The following is a 26516-nucleotide window of genomic DNA, read 5'->3' as shown; positions in this document are numbered from 1 at the left end:
CATCTTCTTTTACTGCTTACCTGATTAAAATTCACAACCAAAAAGCCCCTCCACTATTTCATTGCAGGAGCTTTTCTTTTTGCAGCTGCATCAATACCTCAAGGCAGGCATTATGATGTTGTGCAGCTCTTTTGTCAGAAATGTATCCATCCTTGCCAGCTAGCTTCCTCACCAAAAGCAGGCACTGTGTTTTGCCATGTCACAGATATCCGTAACTATACAAACGTGACAGGATGCAGGCACTGTCAGACAGCTACCTGATCTCGCTGGGTTTCATGCCTCTTTTGCGAAGCCATTGCGGATATTCCTTTTTCAGAAGGCTGTAGTAGCAGGCATCCGCAATACCGCGGTTGCTGCGGTCTGCCTCTCTTGCCGTTCCTTCATAGGTAAGGCCGCAGGACAGCATTACCCTTCCGGAATTTGGATTATCTGGATCGTGTTTCGTCTCTATGCGGTTTGCTTTTACCTTTTCAAACAGAAACGGGATGATGGCTGTAAATGCTTCACTGGTGACATGCTGATGCCACCATGCTTTTCCTATACAATAGCCGATATGCACCATATCCAGCTCCTCATTCTGATCGACGACGCTAATACAGCCAATCACTTCCTGCGGACGATCCTTCCAGGTAATGGCCCATTGATAGAAATTCGGCTGTGCATAGCTTGTGATCCAATTCTGCAGAATATGCCGTGTGACATTGACATCCTGATGCGGCGGCCAGGTCAGAAATCTGCAAACCTCTTCATCACTGGCCCAGTTATGAAACATCGCCTCCGCATCCTCTATGACAAAGCGGCGCAGAAGAAGTCGCTTTGCTGCAATAACAGCTGTTCCTTTATGCTCCATTAGAAGTCCTCCCTTGCTATTGCAATTCATTATGGCATACAGACACAAAAACTGCAAGCCATCATTCGCGCGATAGGTAATGAGAATAGCTGTCTATCCTAGCGTGCCGCAGAAAGGGATTCATTATTACGGCATACAGGCATAAAACTGCAAGCCATCGTACACGCGATAGGAAAATGAGAATAGCTGTCAATCCCAGCATGTCGTAGAAGGGGATTCAACTTGCAAAGACTGTAAGCAGCCTTGCGGTAAAGTAAGGAGAGTCGCATATCCTGTTTCACTTAACATCAAAGGACTTGCGTTGCCTTCATACACCAGCTGTGATAAGCACCTTGCAGCCTGCATTCTTCCTTATAATATGGGCTTTATAATATGAGCTTTGTATTCGTAAATAGGCCATACGCCGAATAATCCTTTGCAGCATTATCAAATATGTAAAAAGGGCCTGTGATTCACAGACCCTTCAAGGCTTTCTGCTTAGTATCCGCAGCGAGCGTTTTTCATGCAGCGAACGAATTCACGAGCACAGCGGTTTTCTCTGTTTCTACGGCGCAGAGCAGCACGCGCTACACACTCAGCTTCATACAGCGCAGCGTTGTCGTTGTAATAATCGTTGTTGCATCCGCATCCGCTGTTCCACTCAGAACGGTTATATCCATAGCCATCGTTGAATCCAAATTCTCTGTTACATCCACAGTTGTTACACATATTGAAATCCTCCTTTTATTTTCTGAGATCATCTTTGTATCTCAGTATAAGATATGTGAATAAGCATGGCCTATCTAGGCGGATCGCGCAATCACAGAGAAAAGATATATAGGGCTTTGCAAGGTAAGGAAACAAGCCTATGGACAACTGCACAAATATGAGAGAGAGGCAGGTGTTTTCTTTGAATTGTAAAGTTTCTATTCCTATTCTTCGGGAATCATATTATAATATAGCTAACAGATATGAAGGTGTACAACATGAAAATACTATTGATGTCCGATACACATGGAGAACAAGAGGCTGCACGAAGAATTTTGCAGGAGCATGCAGCCGCGGATTTGAAAATCCATTTGGGCGATGTCGGCTTTCCGTTACAGGAAATCTCTGAATGTTCCATCGTGAAGGGAAATCATGACCGCTCCCACCGCCTTCCTAAAAAATTAAAGCTGACGCTGGAGGAACGCAAGGCAATCTGTCTCCATGGAGATATTTTTGATGATGAAACTGTGCAGGAGGTTCTGGCAATGAAGCATAAGCCGAAGGATGACATCATGGAGCTGTGCATGCGCACCCTGTATGGAAAGCTGGCGGCCTATGCGAAACGCAAGGGCTGCGACACGCTGTTTTTCGGACATACGCATCATCAGTGCTTTATCGAGGTGGACGGTGTGGTTTTGATCAATCCCGGCTCGGTATGCTATGGTACTCCGCATAGCGGCTATGCCATGGTGGAGGTACACGGTCGCTGTATTCAGGCAGAGCTACTCGCCATTGAAAATTGTTAATCTTTTGTTATCCGTATCCCCAAGACAATATCCCTGTGATACACTGTCTTTATAAGAGAAAGGAACGAATGATATGTTCACAAAAATACTGACTAAACTTGGCTTTACCAAAGAGGAAACCAGCTGGATTTTATATGATGTGGGAAATTCGGCGCAGGTACTGACCACCTGCACTGTCATTTTTCCTTTACTGATAGCGAAAATCACACCGGGTGACAGCAGCGTGTATGTCGGCTGGGCAAACGCAATCTATGCGATTGTTCTTGCGGTGATATCACCGGTGCTTGGAACGATGGCGGATTACAAGGATAAGAAAATGAAGATGTTTAAGTTTTTCCTGTTTATGGGAATCTTTGGCGGCTTTGGTCTTGCGCTGCCATTCATCGACTACCGTGCAGCTATCGTGATTTTCATTATCGCCATGCTCGGCTATAACGGCTCTATTATTTTCTATGATGCCTTTATCGTGGATGTCTGCGATGATGAGCGGGTGGATAAGGTAAGCGCCGCTGGCTATGCATGGGGCTATATCGGCTCCGTATTGCCATTTCTGATATTTGTAATTCCCTTTGCACTGGTAACCTTGCTCGGTGATCCGAAGACCGGGGATCTGATGCTGGGCTCCTTTACGTTAAGCTATCGGATGGCATGCGGTCTTACAATGGGAATGGCTGTGCTATGGTGGCTTGTTTATTCACGCCCTATGCTGAAAAATGTAAAACAGAAAAATTTCCATGAACCGGTACCGCATGTTGTACGGGAATCGTTCTCCCATTTATATCACACATTCCGGGATATCAAAAAGAATAAAAATATCTTTCTGTTCTGTATATCCTACTTCTTCTATATCGACTGTGTGAACACGGTTATCAAGATGGCGGTTTCCCTTGCGACAGAGATGGGAATCAGTGATGTCATGAGTCTGGTAGTCGTAATTGTCATCAATATCGTTGCCTGTCCGTTCTCCATTTTGTTTGGAAAGCTGGTGGAGCATGTGGGAAGTAAGAAGATGATTTATGCAGGGATCATCGGCTATGTAGGCGTTGTACTGGCAGGCTCACTGATTAAGACCTATCCGTCCTTTATCTGGGTGGTTGCCTTGCTGGTCGGTATGTTTCAGGGCGGTATCCAGTCCGTTTCCCGTTCCTATTTTGCCAAGCTGATTCCGGATAAAGCTGATTCCAATGAATTCTTTGGATTTTTCTCTGTATTTTCCAAATTCTCGGCAATCTTAGGACCTATGGCGGTATCTACGATTATAATGATTACCGGAGAAACACAATATGGTATTCTCGGTCTGATTCCGATGATGCTGCTGGGCATGCTGTTTCTGGCATTTGTCAAGGATCCGGAAAGCGAACAGAAATTCCATAAGAAAAAGTAACAAATACATATAGGATAAGCAAGGGCTGCCCTCATGCTATGGGAAGGGCAGCTCTTTTTTCGTATTTTGACGATCACAAATTCATGTAGTGCTACAAATGAAATAAAATTCTTCATATATGGGCAGAGGTTTTAGCTGTCTACATTTGCTTATGCTTTGTAATATACCAGCAGGGGGTAGGGAAATCTTTACGCTATGAAGTATATTAAGGATCCTGTACAAGCAAAAAAGAAACAAATGTGACAGTATTTTTCATATCACTCAGATGATTCAACAGTAAATACTGCAGTGCTATATACCTGCGATAAAAGCTGTAGGATATAAGCGAAAATATTATTTACCAGGAGCTTCCTAACGTTTATGTAAAAAAAGTGTACCTTTTTTTAACGAATTTTAAAATAATTTAGGAGTTTTGCCCTTTCCCTACGTATATAAGAGTGTATAAGAAAAAAAGGAGGATTCTACAGATGAAAAAAGAGAACGAAAAGAAATATCCGGTTCCCTTTCACAATGATGTTTTTTTCAAGTATATGCTGATTGGAGAGGATGCAGGCTCTGAATTGCTGAGAAACAGAATCATCGAGGAGATTTACGAGCTGAAGGTTCAAACAACAAGGGTATTGAATCCGGAACTGCTGCCGGAAGCTTTTTTTGGGAAACGAGTTGTTCTGGATGTTGTGTTGGAGGATGAGGCAGGCCATTTTTATGATTTGGAAATGCAGGTATCGGGTTATACACAGGAAGAACAGCTGCGATTTCAGCAGTATGGCTATCGACTGGTCGGCAGACAGCTGAAGCAGGGCAATGATTACACAAAGCTGAAGCCGTTTTATCAGATTATTTTCATGAATTCAATGCCCAAAACAGGAGGACGTATGATTCGTCACTATAAGGTGAAGGATGAAGATAATCAGGAGGAGCCCAATGGAACACTGAATCGAGCAATCGTATTCCTGCCGATGATCAAGCAGCGTATCAAGGAGGTTGGAGGCATAAAACATCTGACAGAGTTTGAAACATTTTGTTATGTGCTTGCATATAATCCGGATGATGCTATACTAAACATGAAGAGAAGGATGGTGGATGTAGCTGTGGAAAAGTATAATGAAATGAAAGAAGATAATCAGTTATTCAGCTGGGCGGAATCGGCAGAATTTGCCGAACGTGCAGTACAAGCCAATCTGAGGGAACAGACAGCAGAAGCGAAAAGATTGGGAATAAAAGAAGGAAGGAGAGAAGGAATGGAAGAAGGTAAGAAAACTTCATTGAAATTACTGTTACAACGCAAATATGGTGTGGAGGATACCTGGGTGGATACATTAACTGCGCAGCAGGTTGAGGATGCTCTCATCCGTATACTGGATTGTCATACATATGATGCATTAAAAGCACAGCTGGCGGATAAAAACGTTTAAGCATTGGCATATAAAAAGCTGAACCCTCATTGGACTTCAGCTTTTTTAATAAAACGATATTTGCATATGGGAACGAAAAGAAAGCGTATGGTTAGCTTGTATATATGGCTCAAAAAATGTGTTATGCATGATTTGAGCCAATCGTGTGCACGTAGCCTTTATAGCATACAGGGCTGAAATAGCTCCTGTGTGATTATATTTAAACGGGGAAAAGCTACAGCGAGCAGGAGTGCGGTACATGGCAAAGAGAACTGTGAACCACAATGCGATATTTTTATGGAAGCTAAGGATTTGCATGTCTGCCATAGCTTTTATTATCCTATCGATAGCGCATGGAAAACCGCTGTCTTTTGTCAGAGGGAATCGATACTTTACAGCCTTTTGTTCTTTAAGAAGCAGGATCGGTGCATACGCCGATGAACAGTGGAAGCTCTCTGCCATCCAAGCGTGTGGAAATCACATAAAGAAACTCGCGGTTCAGATTTAGATTAAGGGTTTTTGGATTCTTGATATTTGCAGCACCTACCATCCCCATCTCGGTATATGCGCTTGCCTCGATGCCTTCCTCATCTAAGGCAATGCTTGTTTCCTGCTGGATATTAGAAACAAATAAGGGCTTTTCATCCGTTATGCCCTCCAGATCAGCGGCGGTATCAAACAAAGCGGTGACACCCATCGCTTTTAAGGTATCTGCCAGCAGCAGCTTGGAATGGATTTTAAACTTTGGCAGCGATAGGTTCACGATACCAAAGGCTGCTCCTTCACTATCATCCTCCAGCAATTCCTGTAGAAAACCCTTTTGTTCCATCAGTTGGCGGATATCCTTGCCTTCTTTTGGCAGTACCAGCGTCAGGCTGGAGGAATTGTTCAATGCCAAAGAGGTTGCGGCATAGTCCTTATTGTCAATAAAGAAATGAGAATCCATTATCTGATGCATGAAATCCGTAGCAACCTTTCCATCCTGAGTATAAAAGGTATCCTTTGTTGTATCCTTTTTATCGAATACAGTAGCAAAACGCGCTTTGTAATATATGGCGTTGAGAATCGCCATACGCATGGAAGCATCTGTTTCTATCGAGGGAGACAGGTTTCCATTGGTATGCTCGCGAATCCATGCAGCCATGAGGTCTGCGGTTTTTGACTGTGAAAAATCCACATCATAGGCGGCGGCATAAAACTGCTTGTTGGCGGTTTTTATAAAGTCGTTTTTTACCGGATATGCATTCTGTATCCATAAGGAGTTTGCTATTTTCAGCTGTCCGCCTTCATTGTCTGTATACAGGCGGCGATACAGATTCCCCATATTTTTCGCATTATCCCTGCGGTTTACATGAAGCAGCACCTGTAGCTGCTTTGCAGTTTCCCCCTCACTTGCCTGTAGCGTCAGCATCAGTGGATAATACAGACTCAGCGGGGAATAGCTGACATTATCAGAAGCAGTCTTTAAGATTGCAGAAAAGCTTTCCTGTGAGAAATCCGCATAGCCACTCAGCACGGTACCATCCACAGGATTCTTGTCACTTATGGCGATCTGCGCATCATAATCCTCGATGGAAGGACTTTTCGGATAGCGGATATCAGCGGGGGCCGCGATTTTCGGATTTGCCTGTTCCTGTGGCTTTTCCGCTTTGTGCGGTGCTGTCTTTTGCGAAGAGGAGCAGCCGGCGAGAAGCAGAAGCACACATAGGGCGAGTACAGCTTTTTTCATAAGTAATCCCTTCTTTCTATCCTATATACGAATCCTGTGTATGATTTATTTCATTCCTTTCCTTTATTGTAATGGAAATTATGGGATAAGCAAATAAAAGCTGTAAAAAATGTAATGGAAATTATGGGTCAGCGAATGAAACCTGTAAAAACTGTAATGAAAATCAAGGGATCAGCAAATAAACGCTCTAAAATAAGAGGGTACGCAGCCCAATTAAAGCAGGCTATAAAAAGGCGCAAGCTTAGGAGCCTGCACCTGTTAATCTCAACCATTTCATCTGTGCGTTTTGAAATACCTGATTGATCAGTTTTGATTCTGACGAATCAGATTCAGTGTACCGCCGGCCAGAATTGTTTCTATATCACGCTGTGTTAGGTTGTGTGTGAGCAAAAAGCTGCTGTTTTTTGTGATATTCATAACCTCTACCGGTGTATTTTCTGTCAATGCATGCAGATTCGTGATCGATAATTCATCCATTTCATCAATGGAATCATAATCCGCCTCATTGCAGAAGGTAAATGGAATGATACCGAAATTGATGAGATTGGCACGGTGAATACGTGCAAAGCTCTTAGCGATTACCGCTTTGATTCCCAGATACATCGGGGCTAGCGCGGCATGCTCACGGGAGCTTCCCTGTCCATAGTTGGCACCTGCGATGATGAAGCCTCCACCATTGTGTAAACAGTCGTCATGGAAGCTTGCTTTTACATTCATGAAAATAAACTCACTGATTTTTTCGATATTGGAGCGGTAAGGCAATACCTTTGCTCCTGCCGGGGCAATGTGATCGGTGGTGATATTGTCACCAACCTTAATCATGACCCTTTTATCAATACGATCTGCAAGCGGTGTATTGATAGGCAGCGGCTTGATATTCGGACCACGCACGACCTCAGTTTCCGCAGCTGCTTCTGCATCCGGAATAATGATCATGGAATCATCGACCGTGAAGGACTGCGGCTCCTGCGGCAGCTCATAGCTTACAGTACGCGGGTCTACGATATAACCGTGCAATGCACTTGCGGCAGCAGTTTCCGGGGATACCAGACATACCTTGGCACTCAGTGTGCCGCTTCTACCATAGAAATTCCGGTTAAAGGTACGAAGGGAGAGCGCATTGGTGATCGGCGACTGCCCCATACCGATGCAAGGTCCACAGGTGGATTCCAGAATTCTGGCACCGGCAGAAATCATATCGGAAAGGCCGCCGTTTTGCGCTATCATATGCAATACCTGACGAGAGCCCGGAGATATAACCAGACTGACATTTGGATCCACCGTCTTATCCTTCAAAATACCGGCAACACTCATCATATCCATATAGGAAGAGTTCGTGCAGCTTCCGATTGCGACCTGATCTACCTTCAGACCAAGCACTTCATGAATGGGAAGGACATTGTCCGGAGAATGCGGCATGGCAATCATCGGCTCCAGTGTGGTCAAATCAATATCAATGACTGCATCATAAACGGCATCGGCATCGGCCTGCAGCTCTTCATAAGCATCCTCACGCTGCTGCTTCTTTAAAAATTCCCGTGTGACCTCATCACTTGGGAAGATCGAAGTCGTCGCACCAAGCTCGGCCCCCATATTGGTAATCGTGGCACGCTGTGGAATACTCAGACTGAGAACACCGTCTCCGCTGTATTCTATAACATTTCCCACACCGCCTTTTACGCTCAGTATCTGTAACACCTTTAAAATGATATCCTTGGAGCTGACACCCTTTGTCAGGGAGCCGTGCAGACGGACATTGATGATTTTCGGCATATTGAGATGAAACGGCATGCCGGCCATGGCACAGGCAACATCCAGACCACCGGCTCCAATGGCCAAAGACCCCATACCTCCTGCTGTCGGTGTATGGGAATCACTTCCCAAAAGAGTGGCTCCCGGCTTCGCAAAGCGTTCCAGATGAACCTGATGACAGATTCCGTTACCAGGACGTGAGAAACGAACACCGTGCTTCATTGCTACCGTCTGCAGATACTTGTGATCATCGGCATTTTCAAAGCCGCTTTGTAATGTATTATGGTCGACATAGCTGATAGACAGGTCGGTTTTGACCTGATCCACACCCATCGCCTCCAGCTGCAGGTAAGCCATGGTTCCTGTGGCATCCTGTGTCAGTGTCTGATCAATGCGGATTGCAATGGGTTCTCCTCGTTCCATCACCCCTTCTACCAGATGCTTCTGTATGATTTTCTCGGTTATTGTTGGCATAACTTCCCTTCCTTTCTCGTATACATGGAATATTATAGCATGAATTTATGAAAATATTTCATTGAATTTATGAAAATTATGATATAATAGTGAAAGAACACTGTAAAAGGAGGTAGAGGAAATGAACGAGCATTTGAATTCTTTTTACCAGAAGGCGCGGGAGCACAATGATATCGCGAATGATCTGTTTCGCAAATATGATATCAAAAAGGGACTGCGTAATGAAGACGGAACCGGTGTACGCGTAGGTCTTACTAAGATTGCGGATGTTGTCGGTTATAAATATGTTGAGGAAGTAAAAACAGATGATATAGGAAAGCTGTACTATCGAGGCATAGAGCTGCGGGATATAATCCATGGCAGAAATTATGAAACGATCTGCGGGTACGAGGAAACCTGCTTTTTATTACTCTTCGGCTATCTTCCGAAGAAGGAGGAGCTGGCTGAATTCTGCGGATATCTGCGTGCGCATTACGAGCTGCCGGATGATTTTCTGGAATCCAAGTTTCTGCATATGCCGGGAAAGAATCTGATGAACCGTCTGCAGCAGGCTGTGCTTGCTCTCTACGACTATGATGATGCACCGGATAACATATCGGTAGAAAATACGCTGGAGCAGGGCCTGAATATTCTTGCCAAGCTGCCTTCGATCATCTGCTATGCCTATCAGAGCAAGATGCACCGGTATAATAAGGAAAGCCTGGTCATTCATCCGGCGCAGGAGCAGCTTTCCATAGCAGAAAATATTCTGTATATGCTGCGCAAGGACCATGCATTCAGCAATCTGGAGGCAAAGCTGCTGGACATGATGCTGATCGTGCATGCAGATCATGGAGGGGGAAACAATTCGACGTTTACCAATGTGGTGATCTCCTCCACCGGGACGGATTTTTATTCCTCTATGGTTGGGGCAATCGGCAGCATGAAGGGACCAAGACATGGCGGTGCCAATTTGAAGGTAAGCGGTATGATGCGTGCTGTTATAGAGGAAATCGGCTACTGTGAAAATGATATTGAAATCAAGGCACTGATTTACCGTATTCTGCATAAACAGTTTTACGATTACAGCGGTCTGGTATACGGTATGGGACATGCTATTTATACACTGAGTGATCCGCGAAGTGAGGTATTGCAGGAATATATCGAAAAGCTTGCCGAGAAAAAGGGCAAGGTCAAGGAGTATGAATTCTATCAGCGCTTTGAGCAGTGCGCGAAGGATGTTATTCTGGATGTTAAGGGCGTGCATGTATCCAGCAATGTGGACTTCTACAGCGGCTTTGTATATGGCATGATGGGGATACCGGAGGATTTGTTTACGCCGTTGTTCGTTATGGCAAGAACGATCGGCTGGCTTGCCCACAATATTGAAAACAAGGAATATGATGGAAGAATTATGCGTCCGGCAACGAAATATGTCGGCAGTGTGAAGCAATATGTAAAGATGGAGGACAGATGAAATGAGAACGATTACAGTATTTAAGGGAGACGGGATCGGACCGGAAATCGTGGATGCGGTCGTACGTATTCTGGAGGCGGCAAAGGTACCGCTTGCTTATGAATGCTTTGCGGTCGGAGAGGCGGAGTATGAGCGTAATGGGAAGCTGATTCCGGATGCGGCATTTGCATCCTTTGAGAAAAACCGTATCCTGTTGAAGGCTCCGATTACAACACCAATCGGTAAGGGATTTCGTTCCCTGAATGTTACGCTTAGAAACAAATATGATTTATATGCGAATATTCGACCTGCAAAATCCAATACGGCAGTCAAGACACCATTTGAAAATGTGGATATCGTGACCTTCCGTGAGAATACCGAGGATTTATATGTCGGTGTGGAGGAACAGATTGATGCAGATACGGTGCATGCGACCAAAATTATCACACGTAAGGCAAGTACACGCATCATACGGGATGCCTTTGCATATGCGCGGGCGAATAACAGAAAAAGGGTTACCTGTGTACATAAGGCAAATATTCTGAAAATGAGCGATGGCATGTTCCTTTCCATCTTTCAGGAAATCGCAAAGGAATATCCGGATATCCAAGCAGATGATAAAATCGTGGATAATGTGTGTATGCAGCTGGTTATGCGCCCGGAAACCTTCGATGTTATGGTGATGCCGAATCTGTACGGTGATATTGTCAGTGATCTGACAAGTGGTCTGATCGGTGGTCTGGGGCTTCTTCCTAGCAGTAATATCGGAACGGAATACGCAATGTTTGAAGCGGTTCATGGCTCTGCACCGGATATCGCAGGAAAGCATATCGCAAACCCGACAGCACTGCTGTGGTCTGCCTGTATGATGCTGGAGCATTTACAGGAAACAACATGTGCTGCGAACATTCGGAAAGCAGTGGACGAGGTGCTGATGGAGCAGAAGTATCTGACGCCGGATCTGCATGGGAATTCTTCAACAGAGGAATATCGTGATGCTGTTATCGCAAAATTATCATAGCTAAAAGACATATGAAAATAAAAAGACATATGAAAAACGGCCGTATTCAGGTAAGATGCGGCTGTTTTGCTATAGGATCATATCCGACAGACGCTATGTGAAGTGCACGTTCTTCCATGCTGCATACTCCATCGAAAACTTGCAGTATTTGTTGCTTATCGGTAGGGGTGTTCACAAAAAAAGAGAATTCAACCGCTATTGATCTATACAGTAGCGTTGAATTCTTTTATTTTTGTATTTGCTATAACAGGTAATAACCGATTTCTTTAAAGTTCCTTTCTGTGGTATTGTGTAAAAGAATCAAGGCCGTATCTGTCCTTCTCCCAATATGATATATTTCTTTGTTGTTAAAGCCTGCAGTCCCATCGGTCCGCGTGCATGCAGCTTCTGTGTGCTGATTCCGATTTCCGCTCCCAGACCGAATTCAAATCCATCCGAAAAGCGTGTGGATGCGTTGGCATATACACAGGCGCTGTCAACCTCCTTCAAAAACCTTTTAACCGATGTGTAATTCTCGGAAATGATCGTTTCACTGTGATGTGTGGAATAGGTGTTGATATGGGAGATTGCTTCCTCCAGAGAAGATATCGTTTTGATAGAGATTTCCAAATCGAGATATTCGCGTCCGTAATCCTCCTCTGTAGCTGGAATACAATCCGCGTCCAAATCACAGATACGGGAATCGGCATGGATTTTAACCTGATATTGCTTTAATGCCGCAAGTAGCTCCTGAATAAGACTGTCACTGATATCCTTATGGATCAAAACACTTTCACATGCGTTGCATACGCTTGTTCGCTGTGTCTTGGCATTGATGATAATAGGAATCACCTTGGCGGTATCTGCATCCTTATCGACGTAGACATGGCAGTTACCGGTGCCTGTCTCAAGCACAGGAACGGTTGCATTTTTAACCGTATTGGCAATCAGTCCGGCACCGCCGCGGGGAATCAGCACATCGAGATATGCATGCAGCTTCATAAAGGCAGTTGCCGTTTCCCGAGAGGTATCCTCCAGGAGTGTGATGATATCCGCAGAGAAGCCACACGCTGTAGCAGCCCTTCGCATACTGTTTGCAATCACCAGATTGCTTTGCAGAATATCCTTGCTGCCTCTCAGCATGACTGCATTGCCGGCCTTTAAAGACAGGACCGCCGCATCAACAGTCACATTCGGTCTTGCTTCATAGATCATGCCGACGACGCCCAGTGCCACACGCATGGTACCTATCTGCAACCCGTTTTCTGTGGTGTGCATATCAGTGATTTCACCGATGGGATCCGGTAATGCACATACCTGATGAATCCCTTCGATGATTTGGCGCATACGTGCTTCGTTCAGCAGCATACGGTCGATCAGCCCTTCTGCCATCCCGTTTTCCCTGGCATTTTTTATGTCCTGCGCATTAGCCTCCAGAATAGCAGGGATATCCTGCTCCAGCTGTTTTGCAATCGTGTTTAAAAGTGTATCCTTCTGCTTTCTATCCGCATTCATAATCTGGCTTGAAGCCTGTTTACAAGCTTTTCCCAGCTCTTTCAATGTTTTCATTTACATTGCCTCCCTTATATCAAACAGCGTTCCGCGGTAATCATCTCGCAGAATATCATAAAGAATCGACGGCTGCCGCCCATTTGCGATTATCATTGGAATACCGTGCTCATTCGCGAACTGTGCCGCGGATATTTTGGTAACCATACCTCCGGTACCGCGGGAGGATCCGGCTCCCTTTGCCATGCTGAAGACAGCGTCATCGATAGCCCTTACGACCGGGATCAGGCGGGCATCCTTATTTTTCATAGGATCGTCATTAAACAATCCGTCGATATCAGACAGCAGCACCAGCAGATCGGCATTGGTCAGATAGGCGGTGACTGCACTCAGTGTATCGTTGTCTCCATAGGCGATTTCATCAACGGCTACACTGTCATTTTCGTTGACGATGGGAATCACACCGTATTCCAGCAGTGTCTCCAGAGTATTCACGGCATTTGCACGCAATACTTCGTTTTTGGTGACGGTTTTGGTGATTAACAGCTGTGCAATGCTTTGACCGTATTGGGAAAAAAATTTATCATAGATAAACATCAGCTCACATTGTCCTACGGAGGCTGCCGCCTGTTTCTCCCGCATCAGCTCCGGACGCTTGCGCATCTGCATCTTGGCAACACCAGCCGCAACCGCTCCACTGCTAACTAAAACAACATCCAGTCCTCTGTTTTTTATATCACTCAGCACCATGGCTAAAGCATCTATGCGCTGAAAATTCAAGCCTCCGCCAGGATGTGTCAGCGTGGAGGAGCCGACTTTGACAACGATTCTTTTTATTTGTTTCATATCTTTCATTTATTTACAACCCCTTTGAAAATTGTTTCTTCTATTATACCCAAGAAGAAACAAAGACGAAATGCTTTCTATATATTTTATGGTTGTAGCAGATATTGATGCTGGAAAGTCCCGATTGACAGGAGGAATGCTGTACGCATATCCGTAGAGGATGCTTCTGTTTGCCTCTTCAATCTGCTTCGCAGAGGGAACAGCAGCCATACTGTCCTGCTTTTTTATCATATGCATTGCCGTATTTTGGGTATGCTGTCATGGCGTCGTGCAGGCTTGTTTTGATATTTACCAGACAGGCGATGAAAAATTTCATGGCTGTTGATTTGCCTTGCCTCGCTTTGTCTTACAAATTTGTAGCTTTATGATTTTCTTTATGCCAGATCAGGGAAGAGGAACTGCTTTTCTATGAAAAAATTTATGGTTTTTAGCACTAAAGTGTTGACAGTGCTAAAATATTGGCATATACTATTAGCAGACTTAAAGAGCGAGTGCTAACAGGAGGTAATTACGTATGGCGAGAAAGAAACAATTCAAGGCTGAGTCCAAACGTCTATTAGATCTGATGATCAACTCTATTTATACACATAAGGAAATTTTTTTAAGAGAGCTGATTTCAAATGCAAGTGATGCGATTGACAAGCTGTATTATCAGGCACTGTCTGATAACCTGAGCGATGTAGATACATCCGGCTTTAAAATTTATCTGGAGGCAGATAAGGAAAACCGCACCCTGACAATCCGAGATAACGGTCTGGGTATGAACAAGGATGAGCTGGAGGACAATCTGGGAACGATTGCGAAGAGTGGCTCTCTGGCGTTTAAGCAGGAGATGGAAGAGGCAGAGAAGAAGGATGATGTGGATATCATCGGACAGTTTGGTGTCGGCTTCTATTCCGCATTTATGGTTGCCAGCCGTGTGGAGGTAACGACGAAGAAATACGGGGAAGAAACAGCATATCTGTGGAGCAGCAATGCGGTTGACGGCTATTCCATTGATGAATGTGAAAAAGAAGAGCACGGAACAGAAATCGTGCTGTACCTGAAGGATAATACGGAGGATGAGAATTATGACGACTATCTGCAGCAGTATGAGATTGAGCGTCTGATTAAGAAATATTCCGACTATATCCGTTACCCAATCGAAATGTGGGTGGAAACCAGCAAGCGTGTGGACGAGCCGGAAAATGAAAACGAGGACGCGGATAAGCCTGCAGAACCGAAGTATGAAACTGTAAAGGAATTGAAAACGCTGAATTCCATGATTCCACTGTGGAAGAGAAGCAAGTCTGAAATAACAAAAGAAGAATATGATGAATTCTATAAGAGCAAATTCAATGATTATACAGAGCCGCAGAAGGTGATTCATACAAGTGTTGAGGGGGCAGTTTCCTTTACAACGCTGATGTTTATCCCAGGTAAGGCACCGTTCAACTATTATTCTCAGGATTACAAGAAGGGGCTGCAGCTGTATAGCCGTGGTGTCTTCATCATGGATAATGCGGAAGAGCTGATTCCTGAGCATTTCCGTTTCGTAAAGGGACTGGTAGATTCACAGGATCTATCTTTGAATATCTCCCGTGAAATGCTGCAGCACGACCGTCAGCTGAAGGTGATTGCGAACCGTATTGAGAAGAAAATCAAATCCGAGCTGCTGCTGATGCTGCGCAATGATCGTGAAGAGTATGAGAAGTTCTGGAAGAATTTTGGTCTGCAGATCAAATTCGGTGTTTACAATGATTTTGGCGCAAACAAGGAAACCCTGCAGGATCTGCTGATGTTCTATTCCAGCAAGGAACAGAAGCTGGTTACACTGGATGAATATATCAACCGCATGGAGGAAGGACAGGAGCACATCTACTTCATGAGCGGTGACAAGGTAGAGCTGATTGACAATCTGCCACAGGTTAAGAAGGTGAAGGAAAAGGGATATGAAATCCTGTATCTGACGGACAATGTGGATGAATTTGCGCTTCAGGCTTTGATGAATTACAAAGAGAAAACCTTTAAGAATATTTCTCAGGGCGATCTGGACCTCGACAGTGAAGAGGAAAAGAAGGAGCTGGAGAAAAAGGCTGAGGAAAATAAGGATCTGTTAAGCGGTATTAAGGAAGTGCTGGGGGATAAGGTGAAGGATGTTAAAATTTCTTCCCGCCTGGTGGATGATCCGGTTTGCCTGAGCAGTGAGGAAGGCATGTCCTTTGAGATGGAAAAGGTGTTAAGTGCTATGCCGGAAGGAAATCCGTATGGTATGAAGGCATCCCGTATTTTGGAAATCAATCCGAATCATGAAATCTTCAATGCTTTGCAGAAGGTATATGAGCAGGATAAGGATGCAGTGAAGGATTATGCAGATTTACTATATGATCAGGCATTGCTGATTGAGGGCTTCCCGATTGAAAATCCTACAGAATTCTCTAAGAAGATCTGTGATTTCATGGTAAAGGCCAGCAAATAAAAGCGCATTACAGTATATAGAACAAGAAAACAACCTGTTTCAGTGAAGCTATGCACTGTGACAGGTTTTCTTCTTCTTATTGTTTAGGCGTTATTTAATGCAGAATATAATGATGAAAGCCATATGTAGCAATAATGCTTTTACTGGCAGAAAAAGCGCAGGATAGCGACAACTGTAATCAGCAATATGCTCAGAAACAGGATCCTTCTGTATGCATAATGAAGCATTATGGGAAGGAATCAGTGCTCGATACTGCCAGAAGAAACATATGCAACTGTATCAAAGGAAATGAAGCGATACGATTACGAAGGAAGATAGAAACGTAAAAAGCTGCTTACAATGAAAAACCATGCCACTGTACCGGATGAAAGCGAAGCAATCTGGGTACAAAGGAACCTAGAAACGTGAAAGACTGCTTCCGGCTGCTTTGGCAGAAATGCTGCTGAACACGCTGCATAGCCATAGCATATAGGAAAGCGTCTTGCTATTTCATCTGCTGAGACGCTCTGCAGATGAATACAAGAAGAGCTGCTACATGTCTTATTTATGTAAATGATGCGGAGTATGGCTGCATCCGTATAAAAACACCTGTTTTATCACACAGAGGTCTGATTCTATGGTACAATTAGAACACTTCCGGTAGACGGGTATGGTTTTACCGGATACAGCATATCATACGACGAGGGAGGTGCCTGTATGAGACGAAGAAGTATATTTGGTATTATTGTGCTGTCCATTATAACCTGCGGTATTTACTATCTGATTGCCTGGGTACAGATATTCAGTGATATCAATTACGGAGCAAGAGAGAACGATACCGCCATCACCGATCTGCTACTGTCCTTTGTGACCTGCGGTATCTGGGGGATTTTCTGTTTCTGGAAATATTCCAAAAAGCTGTATGTGATGGGAGCCGAGGATAACAGTCTGATCAATGTTCTGCTATCTGTGTTTGGCTTGCCGATTATCTCGCTCTGTATCATGCAAAGCAGTATCAATGATTTGATCGATCGCACCTACTGATATGAGCCGTGATGTAAAAAAAGCACTGGGAATCGGAGTGATCCTGTTTCTGGTGCTCTTCGTTTTCGGAAGCTTCTGTCCGATGGAGCGGATATTGGGAATACCATGTCCGGGCTGCAATATGTTTTCTGCCATATACTGGCTATGTAAAGGAAATCTTTCTGCCGCATGGTATTTCCATCCGGCTGTATTCCTTCTGCTTCCTTACACAGTGATGTGCGCAGTGCTTTTTGTGAGAAACCGGGAGGGTATCTTAAAGAGCAGAGTATTTCGTGTGATGAGTGTGCTTTTGTTAGGAACCATGCTTGCTGTGTATTTATGGCGAATGCTCTATGTGTTCCCTCATGCCCCTATGCAGCTGAATGAGCATGCACCGCTTATTCGCCTGCTACAGCTATTTTTTTGAGAAGCGCTTCTTCCTTTGGGGAAATATAACAAGCACGCAAGCTTGTTATAAAAGCTTCCTTGTCTGATGAAGGAGAAGTCTCAGCTTGTGAAAAAAAGTGAAAAGCAAACAACAGAGGAAAGCTCGATAAGTCGATAAATATCGGCTTTTTTTGTTTATGGTAAAGAGCGCATAGAGTCTGTTTGTGAAAAAGTGATAACGGTTACAGCAATTTTGTTGAAAAGCTCCTGCTGAATTTGAAAAATAAGGTAAAAAATAGGGCATATTACTTGTATAAAAGGTTAAAATATGCAGTATAATTCAAAAATTAACGTAAATTAAGGTAAATTTTACTTAAAAGGATAGACAGCTTCACTTGTGAAATATATAATAAGCCTGTAAAGAGGTGTTGCTGTATATGAATAAAAATATTGGTGAACTAATCAAACAGAAACGGACAGAAAATAAGATGACACTGAAGGATATCAGTGAAGCAACGGAGCTTTCCATCGGTTATCTGTCCCAGCTGGAACGGGGACTGACCTCCATTGCTCACGATACGCTGAAAAAGGTCGCAAAGGCGCTCGGGGTTGAGATGACGTATTTCATGGAACAGCCGAAAACCAAGGAAAAAGCGGTATTGCGCAGCTATGAGCGGGAAATTCTGCGTATTGAGGGAAGCTCAATCATCGAATATGCGATGACAAATATGGCAGATCGTGGGGAAATGCTGCCGAAGCTGGTCGAGATTTTGCCCCAAAAGGAAGTGGAGGAATCGCTGCCGTATCCACATGAGGGGGAAGAATTCGTCTACGTGCTGGAAGGCATTTTGACCCTGCAGATCGAGGATGATGTCTGTGATCTGTATCCGGGAGACTGTGCACATTACAAATCCACAAGAACACATAACTGGAGCAATCAGACCAATAAGGTCGTAAAATTCATCACCATCAATACACCGAACCTTTTTCAGGAAGCAGGAGAGAAGCTATGAAAGAGCCTACCGTAATCAATATTCAGAAATATTCTGTGCATGACGGAGACGGTATCCGTACAACGATATTCTTTAAGGGCTGTCTGCTGAACTGCTGGTGGTGCCACAACCCGGAAAGTCAGAGGTATGCACCGGAGCTGATGTTTAACCGTGAAAAATGCAATGGCTGCGGCTATTGCAGGAAGGCATGCAGTCATGGAGCCATTACGATTGAGGAGGATGGTACAGCACATACCGATACAGAGAAATGTGTGCTATGTGCAGACTGTCTGGACTACTGTCTGCACAACAATCGTGAAATCGTCGGGAAGCAGTACAGTATCAAAGAGCTGATGACCATCGTAAACAAGGATGCGCATTTCTATGAGGAAAGCGGCGGTGGAGTGACCCTTTCCGGGGGAGAGGTCATGACGCAGGATATCGACTATCTACAGGAGCTGTGCAAACAGCTGAAGGATAAGGGATACAATGTCGCGATTGATACCTGCGGTTATGCGCCAAAGGAAAGCTATGCACGACTACTGCCGTATGTAGATACCTTCCTGTACGATATCAAGACGCTGGATGATGAAGCACATAAAAAGTATATGGGAAAATCCAACGCAGTCATTCTGGAGAATCTGGAATTTCTGGCAGACAGCCGTGCGAATATCAATATCCGCATACCGGTCGTTGTTCCAGTGAACAGTGATGCAGATACGATGCTGGATATCATTGCATATTTGAAAAAGCGCATTGGAATCGTGAAGGTGAATCTGCTGCCGTATCATAATACGGGAAGCAGCAAATATGAAAAGCTTGGTCGCGTCTATCCCGCAGCGGATTTGGACGTGCCATCACAGGAGCATATGGAAATGCTGAAATCACTGTTTGAGGAACATGGTTTTCAACAGGTTAAGATAGGAGGATAAACAATGGAACTCAGAGGAATGAATGAACGTATCAAGAAGCTAAGGAAGCAGAGCGAGGAAACAACACCGCATATCTTTATGGAGCGTGCCATGCTCATGACAGATGCCTACAAGAAATATGAGGGTGAGGTATCGATTCCGGAGCTGCGGGCACTGTCGATGAAGGAAATCTTTTCCCGCAAAACCATCACCATCGAAGACGGGGAACTGATCGTCGGAGATAAGGGTGCCGGACCGCAGTCAACCCCAACCTTCCCGGAGCTTTGCTGTCATACACTGGAGGATATGAAGGTTATGAATGACCGTGAGCTGATCTGCTTCAAGGTCAGTGAAGAGGATATGAAGCAGCAGGAGGAAACGATTATTCCGTTCTGGGAAAAACGCTCCATTCGTCATAAGATTATCAACTCCATGTCACAGGAATGGAGAGACTGCTATGAAGCAGGTATTTTCACAGAATTTATGGAGCAGCGTGGTCCAGGTCACACCGTCGGTTCCGAGAAAATCTATGCGAAGGGATTCCTGGATTACCAGCAGGATATCGAAGAAGCGATTGCTGCGATTGATTTCCTAAACGATCCGGAGGCGATCGAAAAACGCGATGAGCTACGCGGTATGAGCATTATGTGCGATGCCATTATGATTTTGGGAAAACGCTATGCAGCGCTGGCAAGAGAGCTTGCGGAAAAGGAAAGTGATCCTGTACGTAAGGAAGAGCTGCTGCAGATTGCCGCAAACTGTGACATCGTTCCGGCACATAAGCCGCAAACCTACTGGCAGGCGATTCAGATGTACTGGTTTGTTCACCTCGGGGTGACAACCGAACTGAATCCATGGGATGCTTACTCCCCGGGCCGTCTGGATCAGCATCTGAATCCGTTCTATGAAGCAGATATCGAGGCGGGACGTCTGGATAAATCCAAGGCAAAGGAGCTTCTGGAATGTCTGTGGGTAAAATTCAATAATCAGCCGGCGCCTCCGAAGGTGGGAATTACGCTGAAGGAATCCTCCACCTATACGGACTTCGCAAACATCAATACCGGAGGAATCACACCCGAGGGAGAAGACGGGGTGAATGATGTATCCTATCTGATTCTGGATGTTATGGATGAAATGAAGCTGCTGCAGCCATCCAGCAACGTGCAAATCTCCAAAAAAACACCGACAAAATTCATCAAGAGAGCATGTGAAATCAGCCGTAAGGGCTGGGGACAGCCTGCTTTCTACAATACGGAGGCTATCATTCAGGAGCTGCTGAATGCCGGTAAATCCATTGAAGATGCACGGCGTGGAGGAACCTCCGGCTGTGTGGAAACCGGTGCCTTTGGACGTGAGGCATACATTCTGCAGGGATATTTCAATCTGCCGAAGATTTTGGAAATCACACTGCACAACGGATTCGATCCAGTTGGCGGAAAGCAGCTTGGTTTACAGCTTGGAGAAGCAGAAGACTTCAAGAGCTATGAGGAGCTGTTTGCTGCCTACAAAAAGCAGATCGAGCACTTTGCGGATATCAAGGTAAAGGGAAGCAATATGATTACCCGCATCTATGCAAAATACATGCCGGCACCATTCCTTTCCATCATCACGGATGACTGCATCACAAACGGCAAGGATTACAATGCCGGAGGAGCACGCTACAATACGAACTATCTGCAGGGAGTAGGAATCGGAACGATAACCGACTCCTTATCTGCAATTAAATACAATGTGTATGACAAAAAGAACTTTACAATGGGTGAGCTGATGAAGGCATTGCAGGATAACTTTGAAGGAGAAGAGCATGTGCGCATTTTCAATCTGGTATCCCGCAAGACGCCGAAGTACGGAAATGATGATGATTACGCCGATGCGATTATGAAGGAGGTCTTCACCTTCTATAAGAATACGATTACCGGTCGTCCGAATATGCGTAACGGTCAGTGGAGAATCAATATGCTGCCGACGACCTGTCACGTATATTTCGGTGAGGTCATGCTGGCTTCTCCAAACGGCCGTCTGGCACATAAGCCGGTCAGTGAGGGAATCTCTCCGGAAAAGGCAGCGGATGTGAACGGACCGACCTCTGTTATTCGCTCCGCAAGTAAAATGGATCATCTGTCAACCGGCGGAACTCTGCTGAATCAGAAGTTTACACCAAGCGTTGTTGCCGGAGAGGACGGACTGAACAATATGGCAAATCTGATCCGCTCATATTTCAATATGGACGGACACCACATCCAGTTCAATGTTATTGATCGTGAAACCTTGATCAAGGCACAGCAGAACCCTGCGGAATACCGGGATTTGATTGTACGTGTCGCAGGATACTCCGATCACTTCCGCAATCTGAGCAAGGAGCTGCAGGATGAAATCATCAATCGTACGGAACAAAGCTTTGCATAAGCAATATTAGGAAAGAAGGAAAACATTTATGAACAAGACCATTGGATTTATTGGCAGCGGAAATATGGGCGGTGCGATGATAGGGGGCATCATCAAAGCCGGTCTGACTGCCAGAGAAAGCATTTATGTATCCGACATCAATGAGGATAGCCTTGCACGCGTAAGGGAAAGCTATGGTGTTAATACGACAACGGATAATGCAGAGCTGGCAAAGGTATGCGATATCATCGTGCTGTCTGTTAAGCCGTTCCTGTATCCGGTAGTCATCAACCAGATCAAGGATGTTGTAAAAGAGGATGTCATCATTGTCGTTATCGCTGCCGGACAATCCTCTGCGGCTGTTGCCCAGCTGTTTGGAAGAGAAATCAAAATTGTGAAGACGATGCCGAACACACCGGCGCTTGTCGGAGAAGGCATGGCTGCCATTGCACCTGCTAAAAATGTGACAAAGGAAGAAACAGAAGAAATTACGGCCATCTTCAACAGCTTCGGTAAGAGTGAAATTGTACCGGAGCACCTGATGGATGCAGTGACTGCTGTCAGCGGTTCATCACCGGCGTATGTCTATATGATGATTGAAGCAATGGCAGATGCTGCAGTTGTGGAAGGGATGCCAAGACCACAGGCATATACATTTGCGGCACAGGCGGTATTGGGAAGTGCCCAGATGGTTCTGGAAACCGGAAAGCATCCGGGAGAGCTGAAGGATATGGTTTGTTCACCGGGAGGAACGACCATCGCCGCTGTCGCAAAGCTGGAGGAGAGCGGCTTTCGCTCCAGCATTATGCAGGGTATGAAGGCATGTGCAGATAAATCAAGAGAGATGTCAAAATAAAAATCAAATGTTTGGATGAAAACTGAGATTCACATTGTGGTTATGCTAAGGAATTGCGTAAGGCAGGGATGTCTGCGAAAGCAATTCCGGCGTAAACCCAAACGGTGCGCTGTTACAGAGGGATGCTGGAACAGCGCGTCGGTGATGATCACATAGGCAGCATTGGAGTTAAATAACAGAGAAGACGCAAGAGCGTACATTGGGAGTTAAAGAGAAGATTATGGATATTACAACTATTATTATTGGATTGCTGATCGTACTGCTGATCGGATACACTGCATTTTTCGCTTATGACCTGATCAAACACAAGGATGAGTTTGAGGGGGATACTTCCTGGTGGAAGACCGGTGCCATCGGTGCCCTGGTTAATTTCTTTGATCCACTGGGAATTGGAGCATTTGCTCCACAGACAGCATTGCTGAAATTCACGAAACAGACACGGGATAAGCTGATTCCGGGGACAATGAATGTTGCCAACTGTATTCCTGTGTTGCTGCAGGCACTGATTTTTACAACGGTTGTCAAGGTAGAAGCATGGACGCTGGTTGTCATGCTGGCTGCCGCAATGCTTGGTGCAGTTCTTGGGGCTGGTGTGGTTTCCCGTATGTCAGAGAAAAAAATCCGTCTGGTGATGGGCTTCGCTCTGGCATGTACAGCATGCATTATGCTGGCAAGCCTCTTGAATTTGATGCCGATCGGTGGAGACGCCATTGGTTTGGCAGGTGGAAAACTGGTAATTGCCGGTATTGTCAACTTCATTCTGGGGGCATTGATGACAGCAGGTGTCGGCCTGTACAACCCTTGTATGGTACTGGTGTATCTGCTGGGAATGTCACCGGATGTGGCATTTCCAATCATGATGGGCTCCTGTGCCTTTCTGATGCCGCCTGCATCTGTGAAGTTTATTAAGGAGGGGGCATACAATCGTAAATCAGCACTCTCCATGGCGATATTCGGATCGATTGCTACACTGGTTGCATCACTTCTGATTAAATCACTGCCGCTGGATGTTTTGAAATGGATCGTTGTATGTGTAACGGTATATACATCCACAGTTATGCTTCGTGCAGGATTCTCCAAGGTTAAGGAGCATACCACAGCAGGTAAAGCTGAAACAGTAGAAATTGTAGATTAACATTGAAAAGGGATCCGCTTGTGATCTCTTTTTTCTTGGTTTCCAGCTGTATAAAATAGAAATGCAGTTGCCGTATTGCTGCGATATAGAATATGTACAGATCATCATGCTATCAGCCAGGCCGCTTTTTGTAATATCGGAATAAGATGACTGGGAAGCAGAGGCTTCTTATAGTATAATAGAGAGGAGAACAAGGAGTACGGAACATGATAAAGCATATTGTATTTGATATAGGAAATGTTTTGATGAGCTTTGCGCCTGAAGCCTATTTTATCCGCTGGTTTCAGAGTGAAGAAAGGACACATCGTATATGCAACCGCATTTTTACGCATGAGGCCTGGGAGAAGTATGATCAGGGCATCTGGATGCTGGAGGATTTGTATGCAGTATATCACAAAGCATATCCGGATATGATTGAGGAAACAAATATTGTATTGCAGAACTGGCTGCAGCTGATGGAACCGATGCAGGAAAGCATCGCATTTATGAAGCAGGTGAAGGACGCTGGCTATGGAGTATATATCCTATCCAATATCAGTCAGGATTCTGCGGATTTTCTGAAGAAAACCCAGCGTTTTTTTCCGCTGGCAGATGGGGCGGTATTATCCTATGAGGAGAAAACCAACAAGCCGGATCCCCATATTTTTGAGGTGCTGCTACAGCGCTATAAGCTGAACGCCGGAGAGCTTCTTTATCTGGATGATAATGCGGAAAACATCAGACAGGCAGAGAGGTTGGGAATTCATGGAATAGTGTTTCATGATGTGTCATGTATCAAAGAAGCGAAAGGGCTGTTGAAAGAGGAATGTCATGTTAAAGATTAATCAGATGGTAACCGGGGTTATATCCGGTATGGATGAAGCGCATAATGGTTTGCTGCGCTCTGGAAAGGATGTCGTACTTGTACGCCAGGTCATGCAGCAGGAGGAGGTACGCGTCCGAATCGTCAGACGCATAGCGAAGGGATATATCGGAGAGGTTATGGAAATAAAAAAAGCATCTCCGTACCGCATTGCGGTAAAGTGTCCGATCTATGAGCGCTGTGGAAGCTGTCAGCTGCTGCATATGAATGCGCAGGGACAGCGGGAGTTTAAAAACCGCAGCATCCAGACGCTATGTGCAAAGGCGAAAATCGGAAGGCTTAAAGCAGAGGAAATCGTAGCGATGGAGGAGCCGTGGCATTATCGTAATAAAATGATTATCGGCTTTCAAAGGGATAAGCAGCGCCGTATTCAGGCCGGCTTTTATGAAGAATTCTCCCATCGCATTATTCCCTATAAGCGTTGTCCATTGCATCCTGAGATTTGTGATGATATCATTGCGGGCATTGTAGAGCTGATGGGAAAGCTGCGGATTGAACCATATGATGAGGATAAGCGAAGAGGGCTTATGCGGCATGTAGTCGTGCGTTATGGTGCGGTGAGCAGGCAGATTATGATCGTTCTTGTATTGAATTCCAATGTGTTTCCAGCAAGAAAGAATTTCATACAGGAATTAAGAAGTCGATATCCTCAGATTACAACGATTGTGCAGAATGTGAATACCAGAAAAACAAGTGTGGTTTTAGGGGATGAGGAGCGTGTGCTGTACGGTCCCGGATATATCGAGGATGTTTTGTGTGGTATGACCTTCCGAATTTCTGCAAAGTCCTTCTATCAGATCAATCATGAACAGACCGAGGTGCTGTATCAGCGTTCGGTGGAGCTGCTGAAGCTGAATGGAAGGGAAACGGTGCTGGATGCTTATTGCGGAATCGGGACAATCGGGATGTATGTGTCACGCTTTGTGAAACAGGTGATCGGTGTGGAGATTAACGGCGATGCTGTAAAGGATGCCAGAATCAATGCAAAGATCAATCAGATTAACAATATCCGTTTTGTATGTGACGATGCAGGGCGTTTTATGTCAAGGCTTGCGGCTGAGAAGAAGCGGCTGGATGTGGTGATTATGGATCCCCCGCGGAGTGGGAGCAGTGAGGAGTTCATAAAAAGTTTGGTGCGGATGAAGCCAAGTCAGGTACTGTATATCTCATGTAATCCGCAGACGCAGATGCGTGATTTACAGGTGTTTGAGCGTATGGGGTATCGTGTGCAGGGGAAACTGGTTCCTGTGGATATGTTTCCGCATACCGTGCACGTTGAAAGTATCGTGTTGCTTTCCAAACTTAAATCAAATAAGTTGAAGCATATTAATGTGGAATTAGAGATGGATGAAGTTGATTTGACGGCGGCGGAGAGTAAAGCAGCTTATGAGGAAATTAAGGAGTATGTTCTGAAGCAAAGCGGATTGAAAGTCAGCAACTTGTATATTGCACAGGTAAAGCAGAAATGCGGTATTATTGAGAGGGTGAATTATAACCTGCCGAAATCGGAAAACTCCAGACAGCCGAAGTGTCCGCCAGAGAAAGAAAAGGCTATCATGGCAGCGCTGAAATATTTTAGAATGATATAGTCTTGGCAGAATAACAGATTATTAAAATGAATTTAAATGTTAGGGTATTCTTGAATGTTTTTGGGGATTTGTG

At 44.9% G+C, this 26516-nt stretch carries 22 protein-coding genes; 15 read left to right on the top strand and 7 right to left on the bottom strand.

Going from position 1 to position 26516, the window contains the following annotated elements:
* Positions 1–253 precede the first annotated feature (253 nt).
* A complete protein-coding gene (locus NE665_RS15370; protein WP_117444200.1) occupies positions 254–850 on the bottom strand; it encodes a GNAT family N-acetyltransferase in 597 nt (198 codons plus the stop codon).
* 477 nt (positions 851–1327) lie between these two features.
* Complete coding sequence (locus NE665_RS15365; protein ID WP_117444201.1) at positions 1328–1558, bottom strand: hypothetical protein; 231 nt, start codon at positions 1556–1558, stop codon at positions 1328–1330.
* A 257-nt stretch (positions 1559–1815) separates the two neighbouring features.
* On the opposite strand from NE665_RS15365, the gene NE665_RS15360 reads away from it, so the two are divergent.
* The 3 genes from NE665_RS15360 to NE665_RS15350 all read left to right on the top strand — a co-directional run bounded on the left by NE665_RS15360 (position 1816) and on the right by NE665_RS15350 (position 5142).
* On the top strand, positions 1816–2343 hold the full coding sequence (locus tag NE665_RS15360) for a YfcE family phosphodiesterase (protein WP_233104708.1): 528 nt from the start codon (positions 1816–1818) through the stop codon (positions 2341–2343).
* A gap of 73 nt (positions 2344–2416) precedes the next feature.
* Entirely contained in the window at positions 2417–3727 is a 1311-nt protein-coding gene (locus NE665_RS15355; protein ID WP_233104709.1) for an MFS transporter, read from the top strand.
* 467 nt (positions 3728–4194) lie between these two features.
* Positions 4195–5142 carry a PD-(D/E)XK nuclease family transposase gene (locus NE665_RS15350; protein ID WP_117444204.1) on the top strand — a complete coding sequence of 316 codons (948 nt, stop codon included), beginning with the start codon at positions 4195–4197 and terminating at the stop codon, positions 5140–5142.
* Positions 5143–5530: 388 nt separating this feature from the next.
* Here NE665_RS15350 and NE665_RS15345 read toward each other — a convergent pair whose 3' ends face one another.
* Positions 5531–6850, bottom strand: coding sequence for a serpin family protein (locus tag NE665_RS15345; RefSeq protein WP_117444205.1), 1320 nt, complete (start codon positions 6848–6850; stop codon positions 5531–5533).
* A 303-nt stretch (positions 6851–7153) separates the two neighbouring features.
* Entirely contained in the window at positions 7154–9076 is a 1923-nt protein-coding gene (locus tag NE665_RS15340) for an aconitate hydratase (protein WP_117444206.1), read from the bottom strand.
* Positions 9077–9197: 121 nt separating this feature from the next.
* On the opposite strand from NE665_RS15340, the gene NE665_RS15335 reads away from it, so the two are divergent.
* Together NE665_RS15335 and NE665_RS15330 are read left to right on the top strand one after the other, a co-directional pair.
* Complete coding sequence (locus NE665_RS15335) at positions 9198–10532, top strand: citrate synthase (RefSeq protein ID WP_117444207.1); 1335 nt, start codon at positions 9198–9200, stop codon at positions 10530–10532.
* Between the two features lies 1 nt (position 10533).
* Positions 10534–11532: an isocitrate/isopropylmalate family dehydrogenase gene (locus tag NE665_RS15330; protein ID WP_117444208.1), complete on the top strand. Its 999-nt coding sequence runs from the start codon at positions 10534–10536 to the stop codon at positions 11530–11532.
* A 300-nt stretch (positions 11533–11832) separates the two neighbouring features.
* Here NE665_RS15330 and NE665_RS15325 read toward each other — a convergent pair whose 3' ends face one another.
* From NE665_RS15325 to NE665_RS15315, 3 genes are all read right to left on the bottom strand, one after another.
* On the bottom strand, positions 11833–13080 hold the full coding sequence (locus NE665_RS15325; protein WP_117444209.1) for a glutamate-5-semialdehyde dehydrogenase: 1248 nt from the start codon (positions 13078–13080) through the stop codon (positions 11833–11835).
* Positions 13081–13875 (bottom strand): glutamate 5-kinase, encoded by a 795-nt coding sequence (gene proB, locus NE665_RS15320; RefSeq protein WP_117444210.1) that lies wholly within the window; start codon positions 13873–13875, stop codon positions 13081–13083. It abuts the gene before it with no gap.
* Positions 13876–14044: 169 nt separating this feature from the next.
* Entirely contained in the window at positions 14045–14182 is a 138-nt protein-coding gene (locus tag NE665_RS15315; RefSeq protein WP_178760013.1) for a hypothetical protein, read from the bottom strand.
* A gap of 198 nt (positions 14183–14380) precedes the next feature.
* Between NE665_RS15315 and htpG the strand changes: the two genes are divergently transcribed.
* From htpG to rlmD, 10 genes are all read left to right on the top strand, one after another.
* Positions 14381–16324: a molecular chaperone HtpG gene (htpG, locus tag NE665_RS15310; protein ID WP_117444211.1), complete on the top strand. Its 1944-nt coding sequence runs from the start codon at positions 14381–14383 to the stop codon at positions 16322–16324.
* A gap of 696 nt (positions 16325–17020) precedes the next feature.
* The gene (locus NE665_RS15305; protein ID WP_117444213.1) at positions 17021–17347 is read left to right on the top strand and encodes a DUF4234 domain-containing protein; all 327 of its coding nucleotides are present in this window, start codon (positions 17021–17023) and stop codon (positions 17345–17347) included.
* A 1-nt stretch (position 17348) separates the two neighbouring features.
* Positions 17349–17753, top strand: a complete 405-nt coding sequence (locus NE665_RS15300) for a DUF2752 domain-containing protein (RefSeq protein WP_117444214.1) — start codon at positions 17349–17351, stop codon at positions 17751–17753.
* Positions 17754–18150: 397 nt separating this feature from the next.
* Positions 18151–18726, top strand: coding sequence for an XRE family transcriptional regulator (locus NE665_RS15295; RefSeq protein WP_117444215.1), 576 nt, complete (start codon positions 18151–18153; stop codon positions 18724–18726).
* Positions 18723–19637, top strand: a complete 915-nt coding sequence (locus NE665_RS15290; RefSeq protein WP_117444216.1) for a trans-4-hydroxy-L-proline dehydratase activase — start codon at positions 18723–18725, stop codon at positions 19635–19637. The genes NE665_RS15295 and NE665_RS15290 overlap by 4 nt, the downstream gene beginning before the upstream one ends.
* 3 nt (positions 19638–19640) lie before the next feature.
* Positions 19641–22022, top strand: coding sequence for a trans-4-hydroxy-L-proline dehydratase (gene hypD, locus NE665_RS15285; RefSeq protein WP_117444217.1), 2382 nt, complete (start codon positions 19641–19643; stop codon positions 22020–22022).
* 28 nt (positions 22023–22050) lie between these two features.
* Positions 22051–22857, top strand: coding sequence for a pyrroline-5-carboxylate reductase (proC, locus tag NE665_RS15280; RefSeq protein ID WP_117444218.1), 807 nt, complete (start codon positions 22051–22053; stop codon positions 22855–22857).
* 220 nt (positions 22858–23077) lie between these two features.
* Positions 23078–23992, top strand: coding sequence for a sulfite exporter TauE/SafE family protein (locus NE665_RS15275; RefSeq protein ID WP_117444219.1), 915 nt, complete (start codon positions 23078–23080; stop codon positions 23990–23992).
* Between the two features lie 206 nt (positions 23993–24198).
* On the top strand, positions 24199–24816 hold the full coding sequence (locus NE665_RS15270) for an HAD family phosphatase (RefSeq protein WP_117444220.1): 618 nt from the start codon (positions 24199–24201) through the stop codon (positions 24814–24816).
* Positions 24803–26443, top strand: coding sequence for a 23S rRNA (uracil(1939)-C(5))-methyltransferase RlmD (rlmD, locus tag NE665_RS15265; RefSeq protein WP_256302567.1), 1641 nt, complete (start codon positions 24803–24805; stop codon positions 26441–26443). Before NE665_RS15270 ends, rlmD begins: the two co-directional genes overlap by 14 nt.
* Positions 26444–26516: the final 73 nt, after the last annotated feature.

Origin of the sequence: Clostridium sp. DFI.1.208 (assembly GCF_024463855.1) — a bacterium.
GTDB lineage: Bacteria > Bacillota_I > Bacilli_A > Erysipelotrichales > Erysipelotrichaceae > Clostridium_AQ.
Note: the sequence above shows the minus strand (reverse complement) of the source record. Positions and strands in the feature narration are given on the sequence as shown.

Bases quoted from the DNA above. Each gene is read 5' to 3' on its own strand.
- proC (WP_117444218.1), top strand. From the start codon at position 22,051: ATGAACAAGACCATTGGATTTATTGGCAGCGGAAATATGGGCGGTGCG.
- hypD (WP_117444217.1), top strand. From the start codon at position 19,641: ATGGAACTCAGAGGAATGAATGAACGTATCAAGAAGCTAAGGAAGCAG.
- NE665_RS15355 (WP_233104709.1), top strand. From the start codon at position 2,417: ATGTTCACAAAAATACTGACTAAACTTGGCTTTACCAAAGAGGAAACC.
- NE665_RS15360 (WP_233104708.1), top strand. From the start codon at position 1,816: ATGAAAATACTATTGATGTCCGATACACATGGAGAACAAGAGGCTGCA.
- NE665_RS15300 (WP_117444214.1), top strand. From the start codon at position 17,349: ATGAGCCGTGATGTAAAAAAAGCACTGGGAATCGGAGTGATCCTGTTT.
- NE665_RS15345 (WP_117444205.1), bottom strand. From the start codon at position 6,850: ATGAAAAAAGCTGTACTCGCCCTATGTGTGCTTCTGCTTCTCGCCGGC.
- NE665_RS15275 (WP_117444219.1), top strand. From the start codon at position 23,078: ATGGATATTACAACTATTATTATTGGATTGCTGATCGTACTGCTGATC.
- NE665_RS15270 (WP_117444220.1), top strand. From the start codon at position 24,199: ATGATAAAGCATATTGTATTTGATATAGGAAATGTTTTGATGAGCTTT.
- NE665_RS15335 (WP_117444207.1), top strand. From the start codon at position 9,198: ATGAACGAGCATTTGAATTCTTTTTACCAGAAGGCGCGGGAGCACAAT.
- NE665_RS15315 (WP_178760013.1), bottom strand. From the start codon at position 14,182: ATGAAATTTTTCATCGCCTGTCTGGTAAATATCAAAACAAGCCTGCAC.
- htpG (WP_117444211.1), top strand. From the start codon at position 14,381: ATGGCGAGAAAGAAACAATTCAAGGCTGAGTCCAAACGTCTATTAGAT.
- NE665_RS15330 (WP_117444208.1), top strand. From the start codon at position 10,534: ATGAGAACGATTACAGTATTTAAGGGAGACGGGATCGGACCGGAAATC.
- NE665_RS15365 (WP_117444201.1), bottom strand. From the start codon at position 1,558: ATGTGTAACAACTGTGGATGTAACAGAGAATTTGGATTCAACGATGGC.
- NE665_RS15295 (WP_117444215.1), top strand. From the start codon at position 18,151: ATGAATAAAAATATTGGTGAACTAATCAAACAGAAACGGACAGAAAAT.
- NE665_RS15350 (WP_117444204.1), top strand. From the start codon at position 4,195: ATGAAAAAAGAGAACGAAAAGAAATATCCGGTTCCCTTTCACAATGAT.
- rlmD (WP_256302567.1), top strand. From the start codon at position 24,803: ATGTTAAAGATTAATCAGATGGTAACCGGGGTTATATCCGGTATGGAT.
- NE665_RS15305 (WP_117444213.1), top strand. From the start codon at position 17,021: ATGAGACGAAGAAGTATATTTGGTATTATTGTGCTGTCCATTATAACC.
- NE665_RS15325 (WP_117444209.1), bottom strand. From the start codon at position 13,080: ATGAAAACATTGAAAGAGCTGGGAAAAGCTTGTAAACAGGCTTCAAGC.
- proB (WP_117444210.1), bottom strand. From the start codon at position 13,875: ATGAAAGATATGAAACAAATAAAAAGAATCGTTGTCAAAGTCGGCTCC.
- NE665_RS15290 (WP_117444216.1), top strand. From the start codon at position 18,723: ATGAAAGAGCCTACCGTAATCAATATTCAGAAATATTCTGTGCATGAC.
- NE665_RS15370 (WP_117444200.1), bottom strand. From the start codon at position 850: ATGGAGCATAAAGGAACAGCTGTTATTGCAGCAAAGCGACTTCTTCTG.
- NE665_RS15340 (WP_117444206.1), bottom strand. From the start codon at position 9,076: ATGCCAACAATAACCGAGAAAATCATACAGAAGCATCTGGTAGAAGGG.